Source organism: Shewanella sp. UCD-FRSSP16_17 (assembly GCF_001675935.1).
Taxonomy (GTDB): Bacteria; Pseudomonadota; Gammaproteobacteria; order Enterobacterales; family Shewanellaceae; genus Shewanella; species Shewanella japonica.
In genome coordinates, this window is sequence record NZ_LZFV01000035.1 from 1 (window position 1) to 16789 (window position 16789).

Below are 16789 nucleotides of genomic sequence, written 5' to 3' on the forward strand. Positions count from 1 at the left end.
GCCAAGCGCCTAATTTCTCTTTTAAGAGAGCAGATAGCCCGTTACTCACGTAACGGGCTTTTTTGTGTCTGCTTGTTAAGTGAGTTGAGTGTAGTGAAAGAAAGTGTGGATGATATGCCCATGTGAAAGTCAGCTATGGTAAAGTGCCTAATTTGTTTTTTAAGAGAGTAGGTAGCCCGTTACTCATGCAACGGGCTTTTTTGTGTCTGTAATTTAAGATATACATCTTCAGAAACGAAGCTAAAGCTCAATTTTAGACTCATGAACTGCTGATCGTGTGATTGATATGCCATGTGAAAGTAGGTCACCACCAAGCGCCTAATTTCTCTTTTAAGAGAGCAGATAGCCCATTACTCACGTAACGGGCTTTTTTGTGTCTGATTGTTAAGTGAATTGAGTGCAGGGAAAGACAGTATGGACGATATGCCCATGTGAAAGTAGGTCATTGCCAAACGCCTAATTTCTCTTAATTGAGAGCAGGTAGCCCGTTACTCACGTCTCGGGCTTTTTTGTGTCTGATTATTAAGTGAATTGAGTGCAGCGAAATACAGTGTGGTCAATACGCCCATGTGAAAGTAGTTCATTGCCAAGGGCCTAATTTCACTCGTAAGAGAGCAGATAGCCCATTACTGATATAACGGGCCTTTGGAGTTTAATTCTTAAGTATTTAGAGTGGCGTTACAGATAGTGTAAGTGCTCAAGCATGTCATTATCATGCGTATATGTCATTAGCAGTAAAAAGTTGTAGTAGTAGCTATGGTAATGCGGTTGGTTACGTTGAAATATTTAAACTAAATTAAAGCTAATGTAATCAGCACCAGCCTGTGTGGTTCATATTATTTCGCTCATTAGTTTCTTTATGATGGGTATATTGGCTTCAGGAAATTCATATTGTGGCAAGGCTGAGACCTCTACCCATTTGATCTCTTGATTTTCAAGACCTTCTCCGCTCCCATCAAACTCTTTGACTAAATGTATATCCAGTAGTACATGTTTATCAGGATAATTATGTGCTATCTCCAAAAATGAAATCGAAGTATAAACATCTAGGTTTACTTCTTCTTTAAGCTCTCTAATTAGCGCTTGTGTGACCGTCTCATTGTTTTCCACCTTACCACCAGGAAATTCCCATTTACCACCTTGATGGAGGTGTGAGTGACGCTTTGCTAATAATATTTTTTGTTCATCATTAATGATAACGCCAACGGCTACATGAACTCTTTTCATTTTTACTTCCGGTAGGTTAATGCTTGAAGAAGTCACCTTCATCGAATCCTTCTGTATCTAATGTTTCGTGATCAAACTCTGGCTTTACTGGAATAGCATGTTTTTCACTAGCCCAATCTCCTAAATCAATCATTTTACAGCGTTCACTACAAAATGGCTTAAATTTAGATTCACTGTTCCATTGAACATCTTTTTGGCAAATTGGACATTTAACTGAAATTGGCATAATTCTTCTCTCTAACTAATACAGTGAGATCCTAAAGAATTTATTGGCAAGTAGCTAGTTTGAATTTAATTTGTTTGTCGGTATGCTTTTGAGAATCAAAATTAACAAAGTGAATGGCAAACCGGCTTTTATGACCGCTGATGGTAGGGTAACAACCATGAGATTGTGATAGTTTTACTCTAATAAGTGACAAGGTTTGGGGACTGGTTCCTTGATAGAAGCCTTGTTCTGCCTCTGAGGTTCTAAATTCAGCAGTACTTCGAGTTAGCTCTAGCAATAATGTAATAGGTTTCAAAATAGGTTCAAAATTTGCTATCCATGCTTTCAAATCTTTTTGTCTTTCATTCCAAGGCTTTGAAAGCCAAAAATGCAGTTGAGGTAAATCAAAATTACAACATGCTCCAGGCATACCAAAACGCTGCTTTAAAGCGGATATAAACCTATCTTGCTTTAACTTACAGCCGATACGGTCGTTACTTTGCAGTGGAGCTTTTGCTGCTTGAAGTTGGTCAATTATTGATTGTATTTGTTGTTTATCAACATGAGGTAAAGCATGCCATTTTGTTAATACAATTAGCTGCTTATCGATGTCTTTAAGAATATCAGAACGGTAATCACAACGATCTGTTAGTTCAGCAAGCGAAAAAAGAGGGTAGAAACAGTGGTGCTGCTGGTCATCATTGGCATGACTGTTAAGCTGATCTGCTAAATATTCGAGTCTTAGGTAACTACGCGTTTTTTCATTTAATGGTTGCTCATAAATCAGATCGTTATTCATTGTTATTATCTATGCTGAAGATGCTTGGGCTAAATATCTCAAATGTAATAACTGAACAGTGTCTCGTAATGCCTCGGGAGATTGAGTATTCTCAATAACGTTATCTGCTTTAGAAAGTCTCGTATTTCGGTCTATTTGGCTGGATATAATACGTTCAACTTGAGCTGATTCGACCCCGTCTCGTTTTGCTGTTCTGGCTATTTGTTCATGTGGTGGAATATCCACCACTAAAGTCGTATTGACTAAACTATCTAACCCATTCTCAAATAGCAAGGGAACAATCATAATTACATAGGCTGATTTAGCATTTTCTACCGCTAGGAGCATTGCGTTGCGGATCATTGGGTGTAGTAGGTTATTTAACCAAAGCCGTTCTTTCTCATTATCAAATACAATTTCTCTTAACGCTGCTCGATCGAGCTCACCAGAAGGCTGCAATAGTTTTTGGCCGTGACGGAGAACGATTTTTTTCAGTCCGTCGCTTCCTTTTTCAACGACTTTTCTTGCGATAATATCCGCATCTACAAGTTCAATTCCTAATTTTGCAAATTGATTTGCAACCGTGGTTTTACCTGAACCTATTCCACCTGTAAGTCCGACTATATATTTAGACATATTGCGCTCTAATTAATATAAGGTTCCAAGATACCAATTGATAATATCTTGTCCCCAGACTAATGCAATCCAGCCTGCTACCGCTATGTATGGGCCAAATGGAATCGGGTTTTCTCTCGATAAATTTTTCAATAACATCATAGTAATACCGACAATGGCTCCTACTAACGAAGATAGGAGGATGATAAGCGGTAAAAATTGCCAGCCTAACCAAGCACCAAACACGGCTAACAATTTGAAATCGCCATAACCCATGCCTTCTTTGCCTGTAATTAGCTTGAACAACCAAAACACAGACCAAAGACTTAAATAACCAGCAGCTGCACCGACTATGGCATCAGTAGGGCTTGCATAGATCCCCTTAAGATTAATAAGCAAGCCAAGCCACAATAAAGGTAAGGTTAACTGGTCCGGTAGTAGCATTTCATCTAGGTCGATACCTGTTAATGCTATCAGTATAAACGTCAGTATTGATGCAAATAGAAACTGCCAGGTAGGTCCAAAGTGCCAAGCAAGCACTGCAACTAAAATGCCTGTTATTAATTCAAACAGAGGGTATCTAGCGCTAATTGTTGCTTTACAATTAGCGCATTTACCTTTTAATAAAATCCAACCTAAGATAGGTAAATTATGCCAAGGTTTGATATTACTTTTGCATTTCGGGCAGGCTGAGCCAGGTACAACTAAGTTATATTTTAGGGGGTATTTGTCTATTGGCTTATTTAAACGTTTTTCACCGACTTCTTTGACGATGTCTGGGTGGTATTCCGATAAATAAAAGTTACATTCACTTTGCCATTGACGTTTCATCATCACTGGAAAGCGGTGGATGACGACGTTTAAAAAGCTGCCAATGGTGGCAGCAAAGATAAAGCTAATTGACAGAAAGAGCCAAGGTGATTGGCTCATTGATGTTATGAAGCTAGATAAAAATTCATTCATGACTTTTTTATTCTTAATGTTTTAAGCTTTAGCCGACAACGTTACCCATTTCAAAAATAGGTAAATACATACCGATAATCAAACCACCAACAATTGTGCCAATGACAACCATCATGATCGGTTCAATCAGGCTTGATAAGCCATCCACTGCATCATCAACTTGCATTTCATAAATGTTTGCAATTTTATTAAGCATGTCATCTAATCCACCAGACTCTTCGCCGATCATTACCATTTGTATAAGCATGTCAGGGAAGATGCCAGTGGTTCTCATTGCTACATTCATTTGCATACCAGACATGACTTCTTGGCGTACTTTTAATAATGCTTTTTTATAAACGGCATTACCGGATGCGCCAGCAGCAGACTCTAAACCATCAATTAATGGGACACCCGCGGCAAAAGTTGTTGCCAGAGTGCGCGCAAATCGAGACATTGCTGCTTTATGTAAAATATCACCAATTGCGGGGATTTTCAGTAATGCGACATCGACTTGATCTCTAAAGCCTTGGGAATTTCTATGTGCTCTTTTAAATGCAAAAATTCCAATTATTAAAGCAACAGCAAAGTAGTACCAAGAACTTTGCAGCCACTCTGAAATACCTATGATCATTTGAGTAAATGCTGGTAGCTCGGCACCAAAACCATTAAATATTTCTTCAAACTGAGGGACTACAAATAATAATAATAATACCGTAACTGCTATAGCTACGATAACGACAGCTGCAGGATAAAACATGGCTTTTTTAATTTTAGATTTTAAGGCCTCAGCTTTTTCTTTATATACAGCAATGCGATCGAATACCGCATCTAATGATCCTGAATGTTCACCAGCAGCGACCAAGTCAACATAAAGATCATCAAAATATTGTCTGTGGGGACGAATAGCATCAGATAGAGGAATACCTGATTGAACGTCGGTCAAAATTCCAGATAATAGCTCACGCATTTTAGCCTTTTCATGACCTTTGCCTAAAAGTTCAATGGTTGTAACAAGCGGTACACCTGCGGCTAGCATAGTGGCTATTTGTCGAGTAATCATTGCAATATCCATCGCAGTGATCTTTTTCTCTGACTTAAATAGTGGAGTCGCTTTTTTTCTCACTCCCTTGGGAGTCACTCCTTGGGCTTTTAAAACACTGCGTATTTCAGCAATCGAAGTGCCGCGTAGTTCGCCAGATGTTCTTTGACCATCTCTATTTACACCTTTCCATTCAAAAGTGAAGGTTTTAGGTTGTAGCTTGGTGTCTTTTTTTGTTCTCGGCTTTCTTCTTGCCGCTGCTGTTGCCATAAAGCAAATCCTTTTCTATTTATTATGTGCAATCAATGCTTAACGAAAATTTACAGCTTGTTAATTAAAGCTTGTAACACGGTTTACCTCAGCAATACTAGTAATCCCTTGCGTTACTTTGAGTAAGCCTGATAAACGTAGATCTCGCATACCACTTTGTGTTGCTTGTTTGGCTATTTGCAGAGAGTTACCTCCTTCCATAATGGTACGAGCGATTTCATCTGTCATTTTCATTACTTCGTATATACCCACTCGACCTTTATAACCGCCAGAGCAATGGTCACAGCCAACCGGTTTGTAAACCGTGAACCCATTATTAATTGAGCTTTCGCTGAAACCTAGGCGCTGTAATTCTTCAGTGGGAACATCTTCTGGAGATTTACACTCAGGACATAATCGTCTTGCAAGTCGCTGAGCGATAATTAAATTCACTGAGCTAGCAATATTATAGCCAGGTACACCCATATTGATTAATCGAGTTAAGGTTTCTGCTGCAGAATTAGTATGCAAGGTCGACAATACTAAGTGACCTGTTTGTGCGGCTTTAATTGCAATTTCTGCCGTTTCTAAATCACGGATCTCACCGACCATCACAACATCAGGATCTTGACGTAAAAATGATCTAAGTGCTGAAGCAAACGTTAACCCAGCTTTTAAATTGATATGAACCTGATTAACGCCTTCAAGGTTAATTTCAACAGGATCTTCAGCTGTTGATATATTTCGCTCTTCCGTATTAAGAATATTTAAGCCAGTATATAACGAGACTGTTTTACCAGAACCTGTAGGCCCTGTTACTAATATCATTCCTTGTGGTTTAGCGAGCATTTCTTCATATAGAAGACGCTGATCATCTTCATAGCCAAGTTTTTCAATACCTAATTGCGCAGAAGAAGAGTCTAAAATACGCATTACAATTTTCTCACCCCAAATAGTTGGGAGTGTACTCACACGAAAATCGATAGATTTAGTACGTGATAGCTTCATTTTAATTCGGCCATCTTGCGGTACACGGCGCTCCGCAATATCTAATTTCGACATGACTTTTAAGCGAGCAGAAATTCGGCTTGAAAGATTGACTGGGGGCTCAGAAACTTCATGTAAGATACCATCGATTCTAAAACGAATACGGTAACGTTTTTCATAAGGCTCGAAATGTAAATCTGAAGCACCTTTGCGAATTGCATCGGTTAGAATTTTGTTTATATATATAACTATTGGTGCATCATCACTGCTTTCTGCTGGCTCTTCTTCTTGTGAAGTATCTGTAACTTCAATACCTGCTAATGCTTCTTCATCCATGCCATCGAGGCCGAGACCTGAAATATCATCTTCAAGTACCTTTTCAAGTATGGTATTGAGTTTATCATCTTCTACAATAATTGCTTCGGCATGCAGACCTAGACTAAATTGGAAGTCTTCTAATGCTGCAATATTCGTTGGATCAGAGGTAGCAATGTAGAGCCTATTCCCGCGTTTAAAAAGCGGTAAACAGTTATGGGTAGCAATGAGTTTTTTGTTAAGAAGGTCTTCAGGTATATTTGCTACATCAAATTCGGATAAATCCAGTAATGGTGAGCCGTATTCTTCATAGCACATTTCTGCAATTTCTCTCGCAGATAATGCTTTCATAGCAACTATCGTGCTTACTAAAGTCTTTCTTTTTTTCCGAGATTGTAAAATTGCATCAGACATCAGTTGTTCGTCTAATAAATTTTTTCTAACAAAAACGGTTGAAAGCCCTAAATTGAGACTTGTTGCTGCCATGAGGATTCCAAATTATAAATATTTACCAAATATTAACTTCTTTTAGTTAAGATGTCATTCAATAGAAACGCACAGTTGCTTTGTAGCTATAAAATTTTATTCCTAGATGATATATGCTAATAAATCAACCTTTTATTCCTTTATTATATCAATAATAGATAGAAGTTTATGTCAGCAATTTATTTTATCTGAAGTAAAAAAACATAGCTAAGCAGGATAATTTAAAGCAACAAGGTTTGTTTATGTATTAGGTAGCAGTAGTTTTGAGCGTTATATCAATTCTGCTAAATAGTGAGTCTTTTAACAAGTTTTAATGGTATTTAATGAATGCAGCTAAGAACAGCTAGTTTTGCTATATTAATTGTTTTTTTGATAACTATCATACTGGGAACAGTTTTAGCGAATCGATTGACTGATATATTTGAAATAGGAACTTTATATGACAGTAAGCGCTTCTTGGTTTTACTGTTTATATGGTTCTCTGTACTTTTATTGTGTGCAACAAACAATCTAACATTTTTATCGCCAACACCTAATCAAGGGCTTTTTGCGATAGCTATCTTAGCGCTCATCATAAGTTCTTTAGTATTAAGTGAACATCCTTATTGGAGTGGGATTGAGCTTACAAATTTGGCTCTTTTGTTTGTTGTTTTTGTGTGCTTTTGTAGCATAACAAAAGTATTAACTAAACTAGAACTAGTCAGTTATTTGCTTTTTTTCGCTGTATGCTTTTCTGTGCTTCATTTTATTGTTTACTTGCTATATCTTACATTTTCCTATTTAGATAATGGTCCGGCTGGAATTTCAAGTCTCATCTCTGGGTATGATAATGTACGATTTTTTAATCAACTACAGGTGATGATTTACCCTTTACTCTCTTTGGTTATATTTTTTGAACCATTACATAAATATAAAAAAATCGCTTTAGTTCTGGCTTCACTTCATTGGTTAGCTTTATTACAAACTGAGGCACGCGGAGCAGTTTTGTCATTGCTCATAGCTTTTAGTCTGATCACTTATTTTTCAATACATCCTAAAAAGAAGTTATTTATATTATTTATTACTAAGTCTTTCACAGTTGGCTTCATTCTTTGGCTAGTATTTATTGTTGTTTTACCGAATACTTTTTTTGATTCGCCTACTGTTAATTTAGATACTTCGAGTTCTGGCAGACTGGAGATGTGGTTATATGCTATTAACACTATATTCGATCGCCCTTGGCTTGGTTTTGGACCAATGAGTTTTGCTTGGGGGGAAGGAAGGCCTCTAGCAAATGCACATTTACATAATTCAATGCTGCAAATCCTATATGAGTACGGCATCCCAATGTTTTTAGTTACTCTTAGTTTAATTTGTTTGTATTTTAAACAGGTATTATCTCAGTTAAGCTCTAATCACATTGTGTTAGAGAGTGTTTTGTTTTCAGTTCTATCTGCTGCTATTTATTCTCTATTTAGCGGAGTTATAGTTATGCCATTCTCTCAATTATTACTTATATTTCTTATTTCTGTGGGACTCTATGACAGGCAATATTCAGATAAGAGGTTCATTACTCTAAGGAAAGGAAAAAAGTTAGTGTTATTTATTCTGACAACAATATTTGTTGGTGTTGTAGCATCTAGTTTTCAACATTCAGAACTAAAGAATACCCAACATCCAAGAGTTTGGATAGATGGTGCAATTAGTTTTTAAACACTTGTCTATTTCATCTGGTATGCTTTCTAAATCTGATAGACAAAAAAAAACCTAGGCTTAAACACCTAGGTTTTAATACTTAAAAAGCTTGTTAGCTACAGCTTCCAGGCTTAAATTTAGCGTCTAAACCACCGCCTGTAGCACATGACCAAACACCTTCAGTTGTACGGTTCAATGTTAGTGTTTTACCATTTGCTTTATCTGCATTTGAATTCTTAATTGAGCAAGCAATGCTTGTACCTGTAACTGTAAGCGCACAATAACGACCGCCGCCAGCAGTCTGACCTATATAACCAGCGTCAGTAGCAGTCAATGAAGGTGTTTTACCTTCATTCTTAATAACTTCAAATTGTGACTTTAAAGAGCTAAGTTCAGAATAAGCAGAACCTACTTGTGACTTAACAGTGTAATCTTGGTAAGCAGGCAATGCGATTGCTGCAAGAATACCGATGATCGCTACTACGATCATTAATTCAATAAGAGTAAAACCCTTAGCGTTTTTCATTTGGTTAATGCTTTTCATTTTTGTCTCTCTCTGTATTGCTTCGGGCTTGTTCTTATCCTTGAAACTTAAAATTATTAAAGGCCCTTAATAACTTTAAGTGGTGTCCTATCACCACAATCCTTCCGACATTAGTAAACTAGTGTTCTTATTAAAATGGTAATGCAGTTACGAGACAGCTAAATAACTCGCTTCTCAGGGAAACCAGTCATAAGCCATATCGTTACATTAGTGTTAAAGGATAGAGTAGTGTTTGAATATTCGCCACTTTACCTTTGACCACAATTAGCAGTGTAACATACTTGCTACATTGTTAACGGAGTGTTCAGTTGAGAGTTAGTGCTTAAAAATTACTTATCAAAGCAATTAATTGTTACCAAGGTAACACTTTGAAAAGTCATTTGTTAAGGCTTGCGTCTCAACATTAACTCGTCTGTAGTGAACGTTATTATAAAGTTACTAAAAAGGGAATACTTTATCGGCGTAAAGTGCGAAAAAAGCGTTTTTTGCTGGTTTTATTTCATTGAAACGACTCAGTAAGTAACATTTTTGTGACAATGTTTGCTTGTTTTGAATAATAATTGACTGTCGATTAGTTTTGTCAAAATTATGGCATTGTTAAACAGCCTAAACATATAGAAATAAGTACTATATAAATGAAACTTTAATAATGGTAGGACCTCCCAAGGTATTATGAGAAACTGGAATTCAATTAAAATCGAAAGCATGAACTCCCGCTTCAAATAAGAAAGCAATGAGCAGATTAAAGGTTGGAATGACAATAAATGCAGCTCGTTTTTTAGCCTGAATGACAGTATTATTGTCTCAGTGTGAATCAGATAAAGGCTTTATTTAGTTCGATGTACCAATGTTTAGACATGTTATTTGTGCTCGTGAAACCATAACCATAACCAAAGTCATATTCTCTATGTGAAGTGAGTAATCGCTGAAGTTATTAGAGAAAGCTGATTACGCACTTTTTAGGAGCACTAGCAAGGTATTAAAAAGCCTGCTTCAAGCAGGCTTCATAGAAACATCAAGGTTTAATTGTTAGTTATGCCATTTTGTTGATGTCATTTGTTATAAGTACCTAAATGCTAATAACTGTGTTTCTAATCTATATCAGTAACGAGTTCGCCGATATTTATGATTTTAGACGTAATGATAAATCAAGCGCTTTAACATGCTTGGTGAGTGCGCCAACAGAAATAAAATCGACGCCAGTTTTTGCAAAATCACTGATGGTGTCGATAGTGACGTTACCAGAGACTTCTAATTTAGTATTAAAGCCTTTTTGCTTAAATTGTTCATTTAGTGCTACTGCTTCAATCATCATAGTGACATCAAAATTATCGAGCATAATGATGTCTGAGCCAGCTTCTAATGCTTGAGTTAACTCATTAATAGACTCAACTTCAACTTCCACGGGTTTATCAGCCGCTAGTTTTCTCGCTGCATTGACAGCCAGCTCAATATTACCGCAAGCCATAATATGATTTTCTTTTATCAAAAATGCATCGAATAAGCCGATGCGATGATTTTTACCGCCACCACAGGTGACTGCGTATTTTTGTGCTGTGCGAAGTCCTGGAATGGTTTTACGCGTATCAAGCAGACGAGTGTGTGTGCCTGCTAATTTGTCGACATAATGCTTGGTTAAACTCGCTACACCAGATAGCGTTTGAATAAAGTTCATTGCAGTGCGTTCGCCAGTTAAGATTGCTCTCGCTGGCCCTGAAAGCTCACATAGCACTTGGTTCGGAACTAATAAATCACCATCATCAACATGCCAATGTAAAGCGACTTCGCCACCAAGTTGGTTAAATACTTGCTCTGCCCAAGCTTTACCGCAAAAAACACCTTCTTCACGGGTGATAAGTTCGGCTTCTGCATACTTTTCAGCAGGAATAAGTTGTGCTGTGATATCTGCAGCTAACATGTCTTTTGGAGTATGAGACGGATTGTGTCCTAGATCTTCATCAAGAGCGGTTTTCACTGCGTGACGGATGTCATTTTCAATCATGTGATTTGTCCTTGCTATAACAGCTGCATCAAGTTGGTCAATATATAATGAAATCCAACTGATAATAAAACAGGTATGCGAGCAACTTTACCACAGTTGTTATTTCAAAATATAGCGCTTAACTGATACATTAAGCTTGTTTACTAGCAACGCAGAAACAAGCTTAGTGATTAAATTCATTATGTATATAACAGCCCATTAAAGGTTGTAGTTTAACGCTGATAATAAGAATAGATTATGAACAAAAGTATTCATGCAGGCTGGCACCGAAAAGCCCGCATATGTAAGTCACCTCATTTTAATCAACGACCCCTACATGAGGTGAGTGGATTAATTATTCATAATATCAGCCTTCCCGCAGGCTGCTTCGGTTTACCGCACATTGATGGCCTTTTTCAAGGTTGTTTAGATGTCAGTGCCGATCCTAGTTTTGAAGAGCTTGCGGGTCTTGAAGTCTCTGCGCACTTTTTAATACGTAGAGATGGCGAGTTAGTGCAATATGTCAGTTGTGATGACAGGGCATGGCATGCTGGAGTGTCGAGTTTTGAAGGTCGTGACAATTGTAATGACTTTACGGTGGGGGTCGAACTTGAGGGAACAGACGATGCTCCTTATACCAATGAGCAATATCAAGTTTTAGCTGAATTAACCTTGGAGTTGTTCAATGTATACCCTATGCTTAATCAAACTAGAATTGTAGGGCACTGCGATATAGCACCGGGGCGAAAAACTGATCCTGGCGATAGTTTTGATTGGTCACGATATTTTAGTTTATTAGCAAACCGTGGTGCCAGCTAATGCCACTGATTAAATGATGTTCGGAATCTAACAGTAAATGTCTATTGTGTCAGTGGTTTTTATGATGTTGTTAGCTTGTATACTTCAGAAGGTAAGGCCAAGTAAGCCTTTGTTATAAAGTCATTTTTTAATTATAGTGTTGAACTTATTGTTGTACTTGGTTTTGCGTTTATCCAGTAACTTTATTTTTGTTTAGTTTGCAGGAGTCACATGGCACTTTTTTCGTTATTAATTGCAATCATGGTCGAAAGACTCAAGCTACTTCCTGCAAGTTGGCAATTTGATTCAATGCTCGCTAAATACCAGTCTTTATTTTGGAAAGATAAGCAACTTGATTCAGCTATTTGGGTTTCTGTTGTTATCCTTATTCCTGCGGTTATGATTTTTCTCTTGTTAGTCCTCTTGGATGGTCTCGTTTATGACTTAATGACATTATTGCTATGGGTAGCAATATCCATTCTTTGTTTTAGCCATCAAACTCTGCGTAATAACTTCAAAAAATACATGCTTGCGGCGTGTCGAGGAGATGTACAGGCCTGTTACCATTATGCCGAAAGCCTAGATTGTGCTGAATGCTTAGATGCTATTGATGAAAAAGATTTGGGCCAACAAATAGGTAAAACAGTGGCTTGGGTTAATTATCGGTACTACGGTGCTGTAGCATTATTTTTGATCTTCTTTGGGCCAGTTGGTGCAGTGCTTTATTGCACGGTACGTTTTTATGACCAACATAATCAGTTAAACCAACTCAATATGCCTTTTATTAGTCGATTACTGTTTTTACTCGACTGGCTACCGAGTCGCATTTTTAGCTTTGGTTTTGTATTAAGTGGTCATTTCGCTTCAGGCATTGCCGAATGGCGTAAACAGGTATTCAGTGCCAGCAATCATGCAAAAAATATTGTCACCCGTACAGCCATAGCCGCTGAAAGTATACCTGAATCAACCTCGGCGCCTGTTTGTGTGCAGCCAACGTTGGCATTATTAGCATTAAGTAAACGTAACTTTATTTTATTACTGACAGTTTTGTCGGTACTCACTATCTTCGGTGTGGTGAGTTAATACACCATTAAGTTTATGCGAAATTAATGCATAACTAATATTTATTTGAAATAGAAAAACAGTTTTTATTTTATAGACGATTAGCATTTAAATTAGCTGCTAAAGTTTACTAGAAATGCGCTTTATATTTTAGCCGCTAACGACATTGAAACATTCCGTATCCCCTCAGTGGTTGCGTTTGTGAAATGGTCAGACCCCTTAAAAGTTTTTTTTCGTTATGCTCATAGCACCTTAAGAGTTGTGATGTTTTAAACTTTTAGCCAACATCCATTCAACACTAGCCTAACTAGACATCAATTGTTTGATTTGATAAAGTGCGCTATCTCATATAAATTGGTAAGACCAATTGACAACGGAGCTGAGGGCCAAATGGCTTATAGCAAAATAACCCAGCCAAAAATTTCAGATGTGATCATGGAGCAGCTAGAGCGCATGATCCTCGAAGGTAGCTTGCAACCAGGGCAAAAATTACCGCCTGAGCGTGAGCTTGCCTTGCAGTTTGAAGTGTCTCGTCCTTCTCTGCGTGAAGCGATTCAAAAGTTAGAAGCCAAAGGTCTGCTAATGCGCCGACAAGGTGGAGGCACTTACGTCAAAGAGCAACTTTGGCAGAGCCTAGCAGATCCAATTGTAGAGCTGATGCATAACGACTCTGAAAGCCAATACGACTTATTGGAATTTCGTCATGCTACAGAGGGTATGATGGCCTATTTTGCTGCGCTTCGTGGAAACGATGCCGATATGCAAAGCATCAAGCGTTCAATTAATGAAGTTGAAACGGCGAGCAATATTGAAGCTCAAGCCGATGCGATTGTGCGATTTTATCGTGCAGTTGCAGAAGCATCGCACAATGTGGCGATGTTACACCTAGTACTCAGTTTAACCCCTGTGTTGCACAAAAACGTGGCACAGAACTTAGAGCTTTTAAGCCGTCGCGAAGAAGCCTCTACTATGGCGAATGAACACAGGCGAGCATTACTCGCTGCGATTGTTCGCCGTGATCCTGATGCGGCACGTGAAGCCTCGAACGAACATTTGAGTTACATCGAGGAAGTCATGTTGTCAGTGAGGGAAGAAGACAGTCGGTTGCAGCGTAGCTTGCGCCGTTTAAAGAGCGGTGTTTGATACAAAATATAGTGAACATCACTATAGATTGACCGAAACACATTAATTATCAGTATCTAGAGAAGGACAGCGACATGTCTGAAGATATGCTACAAGACTTAGATCCATTAGAAACTCAAGAATGGGTAGATTCCCTGCAAGCGGTATTAGAGCAAGAAGGCCCTGAACGTGCGCATTATCTACTTGAACAGTTAATCGATAAAGCGCGCCGTAATGGTACTCATCTACCTTACAAGGCAACGACCGCTTATTTGAATACCATTCCGTCTGGCCAAGAGCCACATATGCCTGGTGATCAGGAAATGGAGCGTCGCATTCGTGCTATCGTTCGTTGGAATGCCCTTGCAATGGTATTACGTGGTTCTAAGAAAGATTTAGAGCTAGGTGGTCACATTTCTAGTTTTGCCTCTAGTGCGACTATTTATGATGTGTGTTTTAACCACTTCTTCCGTGCTCCTAATGCAAAAGACGGCGGCGATTTAGTGTATTACCAAGGTCATATCGCGCCGGGTATCTACTCTCGTTCTTTCCTTGAAGGTCGTATTAGCGAAGATCAAATGAACGGATTCCGTCAAGAAGTTGATGGTAAAGGTCTGTCTTCTTATCCGCATCCGAAATTAATGCCTGACTACTGGCAGTTCCCGACAGTATCAATGGGCCTTGGTCCGATTCAAGCAATTTATCAAGCGCGTTTCCTTAAGTATCTCACTGACCGTGGTTTAAAAGATTGCTCTGAGCAAACGGTTTACTGTTTCTTAGGTGATGGTGAGTGTGATGAGCCTGAAACATTGGGTGCTATCGGTCTTGCTGCTCGTGAAGAATTAGATAACTTAGTCTTTATTGTTAACTGTAACTTGCAGCGTCTTGATGGTCCTGTTCGTGGTAACGGTAAAATCATTCAAGAATTAGAAGGCGAGTTCCGCGGCGCAGGCTGGGAAGCCGTTAAAGTGATTTGGGGTCGCTACTGGGATCCATTACTTGCACGTGATACTAGCGGTAAATTACTACAGTTAATGGAAGAAACCGTTGATGGTGAATACCAAAACTGTAAAGCTAAAGGTGGCGCTTATACACGTGAGCACTTCTTTGGTAAATATCCTGAAACTGCCGAAATGGTTGCTAACATGTCAGATGATGACATTTGGCGTTTGAACCGTGGTGGTCATGATCCAGTTAAGATTTACGCTGCATTACAACATGCTAAAAATACTAAAGGTCGTCCTACAGTTATCCTTGCTAAAACAGTAAAAGGTTACGGTATGGGTGATGCGGGTGAAGGTAAAAATATCGCGCATAACGTGAAGAAAATGGGCGTAGAATCGCTTAAATACTTCCGCGATCGTTTTAATATCCCAATTAGCGATGATCAGTTAGAAGATATTCCTTACTACCATCCAGGTGCTGACTCTGAAGAGGTTAAATACCTCAAAGCGCGTCGTGAATCACTCCATGGTGCGATGCCAACTCGCCTTGAGAAGTTCTCTGAAGAGTTAGAAGTACCATCGCTTAAGATTTTTGACTCAGTGCTGAAAGGCTCTAATGGCCGTCAAATCTCAAGCACAATGTCATTTGTCCGTATCTTAACTGCACTGCTTAAAGACAAGAAAATCGGCAAGAACATCGTACCGATTATTCCTGATGAAGCACGTACTTTTGGTATGGAAGGCTTATTCCGTCAGGTGGGTATTTATGCCCATGAAGGACAAAAATACGAGCCGCAAGATTCAGATCAAGTTGCTTACTACCGTGAAGATAAAACCGGTCAAGTATTACAAGAAGGGATTAACGAATTAGGTGCAATGTCATCTTGGGTCGCAGCGGCAACAAGCTACTCAGTTAACGATACTCCTATGATCCCATTCTACATCTACTACTCAATGTTTGGTTTCCAACGTATTGGTGACATGGCTTGGGCTGCAGGTGATATGCGAGCGCGTGGCTTTATGGTGGGTGGTACTTCTGGCCGTACTACCCTGAATGGTGAAGGTCTTCAGCATCAAGATGGCCACAGCCATGTCTTAGCAAACACTATTCCAAACTGTATTTCTTACGATCCTACTTACGGTTACGAAATTGCTGTGATTGTTCAAGACGGTATTCGTCGTATGTATGGTGAGCAGGAAGACGTGTTCTACTACCTGACTACTATGAACGAAAACTACGAACAACTTGCGATGCCTGAAGGCAGCGAAGAGGGTATCGTTAAAGGTATCTACAAGCTAGAAAGTCATCAAGGTAGTGGTAAAGGTTCAGTTCAGTTAATGGGTAGCGGCACGATTCTAGAGCAAGTGCGTAAAGCGGCTGTCGCTTTATCAAAAGACTTCGGAATTAGCGCAGATGTATTCAGCGTGACTAGCTTTAACGAGTTAACACGTGATGGCCAAGCCACTGAGCGTTACAACATGCTTCACCCAACTGAAACGCCAAAAGTGCCATATATCTCTGAAGTGTTATCAAAAGATGCACCAGCGATTGTCGCAACAGATTATATGAAGATTTACGGCGAACAATTACGTGCTTACATCCCGACTGATTACAAAGTGTTAGGTACTGACGGTTTCGGCCGCAGTGATAGCCGTGAGAATTTACGTCACCACTTTGAAGTTGATGCTAAGTTCATTGTTATTGCTTCACTTAAGTCTCTTGTCGACCGTAACGAAATACCAGTTGATGTGCTAACTAAAGCTATCAAGGAATACGGTATTGACGTTGATAAGATCAACCCACAGTTCGCATAGAGA

14 protein-coding genes are annotated in these 16789 nt (G+C 38.9%); 5 read left to right on the forward strand and 9 right to left on the reverse strand.

The window, feature by feature from the left end; all coding sequences use genetic code 11:
• Positions 1–831 precede the first annotated feature (831 nt).
• The 7 genes from mutT to pilB are packed head-to-tail and all read right to left on the reverse strand — an operon-like array spanning position 832 to position 6846.
• The gene (gene mutT, locus A9267_RS13940; RefSeq protein ID WP_231919140.1) at positions 832–1269 is read right to left on the reverse strand and encodes an 8-oxo-dGTP diphosphatase MutT; all 438 of its coding nucleotides are present in this window, start codon (positions 1267–1269) and stop codon (positions 832–834) included.
• Positions 1244–1453, reverse strand: a complete 210-nt coding sequence (gene yacG / locus A9267_RS13945) for a DNA gyrase inhibitor YacG (protein WP_065109600.1) — start codon at positions 1451–1453, stop codon at positions 1244–1246. The genes mutT and yacG overlap by 26 nt, the downstream gene beginning before the upstream one ends.
• Before the next feature lie 40 nt (positions 1454–1493).
• Complete coding sequence (zapD, locus tag A9267_RS13950) at positions 1494–2231, reverse strand: cell division protein ZapD (protein WP_065109601.1); 738 nt, start codon at positions 2229–2231, stop codon at positions 1494–1496.
• Positions 2232–2240: 9 nt separating this feature from the next.
• Positions 2241–2846: a dephospho-CoA kinase gene (coaE, locus tag A9267_RS13955; protein WP_065109602.1), complete on the reverse strand. Its 606-nt coding sequence runs from the start codon at positions 2844–2846 to the stop codon at positions 2241–2243.
• Positions 2847–2858: 12 nt separating this feature from the next.
• Positions 2859–3788, reverse strand: a complete 930-nt coding sequence (locus A9267_RS13960; RefSeq protein WP_065109603.1) for a prepilin peptidase — start codon at positions 3786–3788, stop codon at positions 2859–2861.
• Between the two features lie 28 nt (positions 3789–3816).
• The gene (locus tag A9267_RS13965) at positions 3817–5079 is read right to left on the reverse strand and encodes a type II secretion system F family protein (RefSeq protein ID WP_065109604.1); all 1263 of its coding nucleotides are present in this window, start codon (positions 5077–5079) and stop codon (positions 3817–3819) included.
• A gap of 60 nt (positions 5080–5139) precedes the next feature.
• The gene (gene pilB / locus A9267_RS13970) at positions 5140–6846 is read right to left on the reverse strand and encodes a type IV-A pilus assembly ATPase PilB (protein WP_065109605.1); all 1707 of its coding nucleotides are present in this window, start codon (positions 6844–6846) and stop codon (positions 5140–5142) included.
• Positions 6847–7173: 327 nt separating this feature from the next.
• On the opposite strand from pilB, the gene A9267_RS13975 reads away from it, so the two are divergent.
• On the forward strand, positions 7174–8538 hold the full coding sequence (locus A9267_RS13975) for an O-antigen ligase family protein (protein ID WP_065109606.1): 1365 nt from the start codon (positions 7174–7176) through the stop codon (positions 8536–8538).
• A 94-nt stretch (positions 8539–8632) separates the two neighbouring features.
• On the opposite strand, the gene A9267_RS13980 is transcribed toward A9267_RS13975, so the two are convergent.
• Complete coding sequence (locus A9267_RS13980) at positions 8633–9064, reverse strand: pilin (protein WP_065109607.1); 432 nt, start codon at positions 9062–9064, stop codon at positions 8633–8635.
• A 1123-nt stretch (positions 9065–10187) separates the two neighbouring features.
• A complete protein-coding gene (gene nadC, locus A9267_RS13985; RefSeq protein ID WP_065109608.1) occupies positions 10188–11066 on the reverse strand; it encodes a carboxylating nicotinate-nucleotide diphosphorylase in 879 nt (292 codons plus the stop codon).
• 237 nt (positions 11067–11303) lie between these two features.
• Here nadC and ampD point away from each other — a divergent pair, with 237 nt between their 5' ends.
• The 4 genes from ampD (at position 11304) to aceE (ending at position 16786) form a co-directional block, all read left to right on the forward strand.
• The gene (gene ampD / locus A9267_RS13990) at positions 11304–11864 is read left to right on the forward strand and encodes a 1,6-anhydro-N-acetylmuramyl-L-alanine amidase AmpD (RefSeq protein WP_055022946.1); all 561 of its coding nucleotides are present in this window, start codon (positions 11304–11306) and stop codon (positions 11862–11864) included.
• Between the two features lie 210 nt (positions 11865–12074).
• Positions 12075–12926, forward strand: a complete 852-nt coding sequence (gene ampE / locus A9267_RS13995) for a beta-lactamase regulator AmpE (protein ID WP_065109609.1) — start codon at positions 12075–12077, stop codon at positions 12924–12926.
• A gap of 369 nt (positions 12927–13295) precedes the next feature.
• Positions 13296–14048, forward strand: a complete 753-nt coding sequence (gene pdhR / locus A9267_RS14000; RefSeq protein ID WP_055022944.1) for a pyruvate dehydrogenase complex transcriptional repressor PdhR — start codon at positions 13296–13298, stop codon at positions 14046–14048.
• A gap of 74 nt (positions 14049–14122) precedes the next feature.
• Entirely contained in the window at positions 14123–16786 is a 2664-nt protein-coding gene (gene aceE / locus A9267_RS14005) for a pyruvate dehydrogenase (acetyl-transferring), homodimeric type (RefSeq protein ID WP_055022943.1), read from the forward strand.
• Positions 16787–16789: the final 3 nt, after the last annotated feature.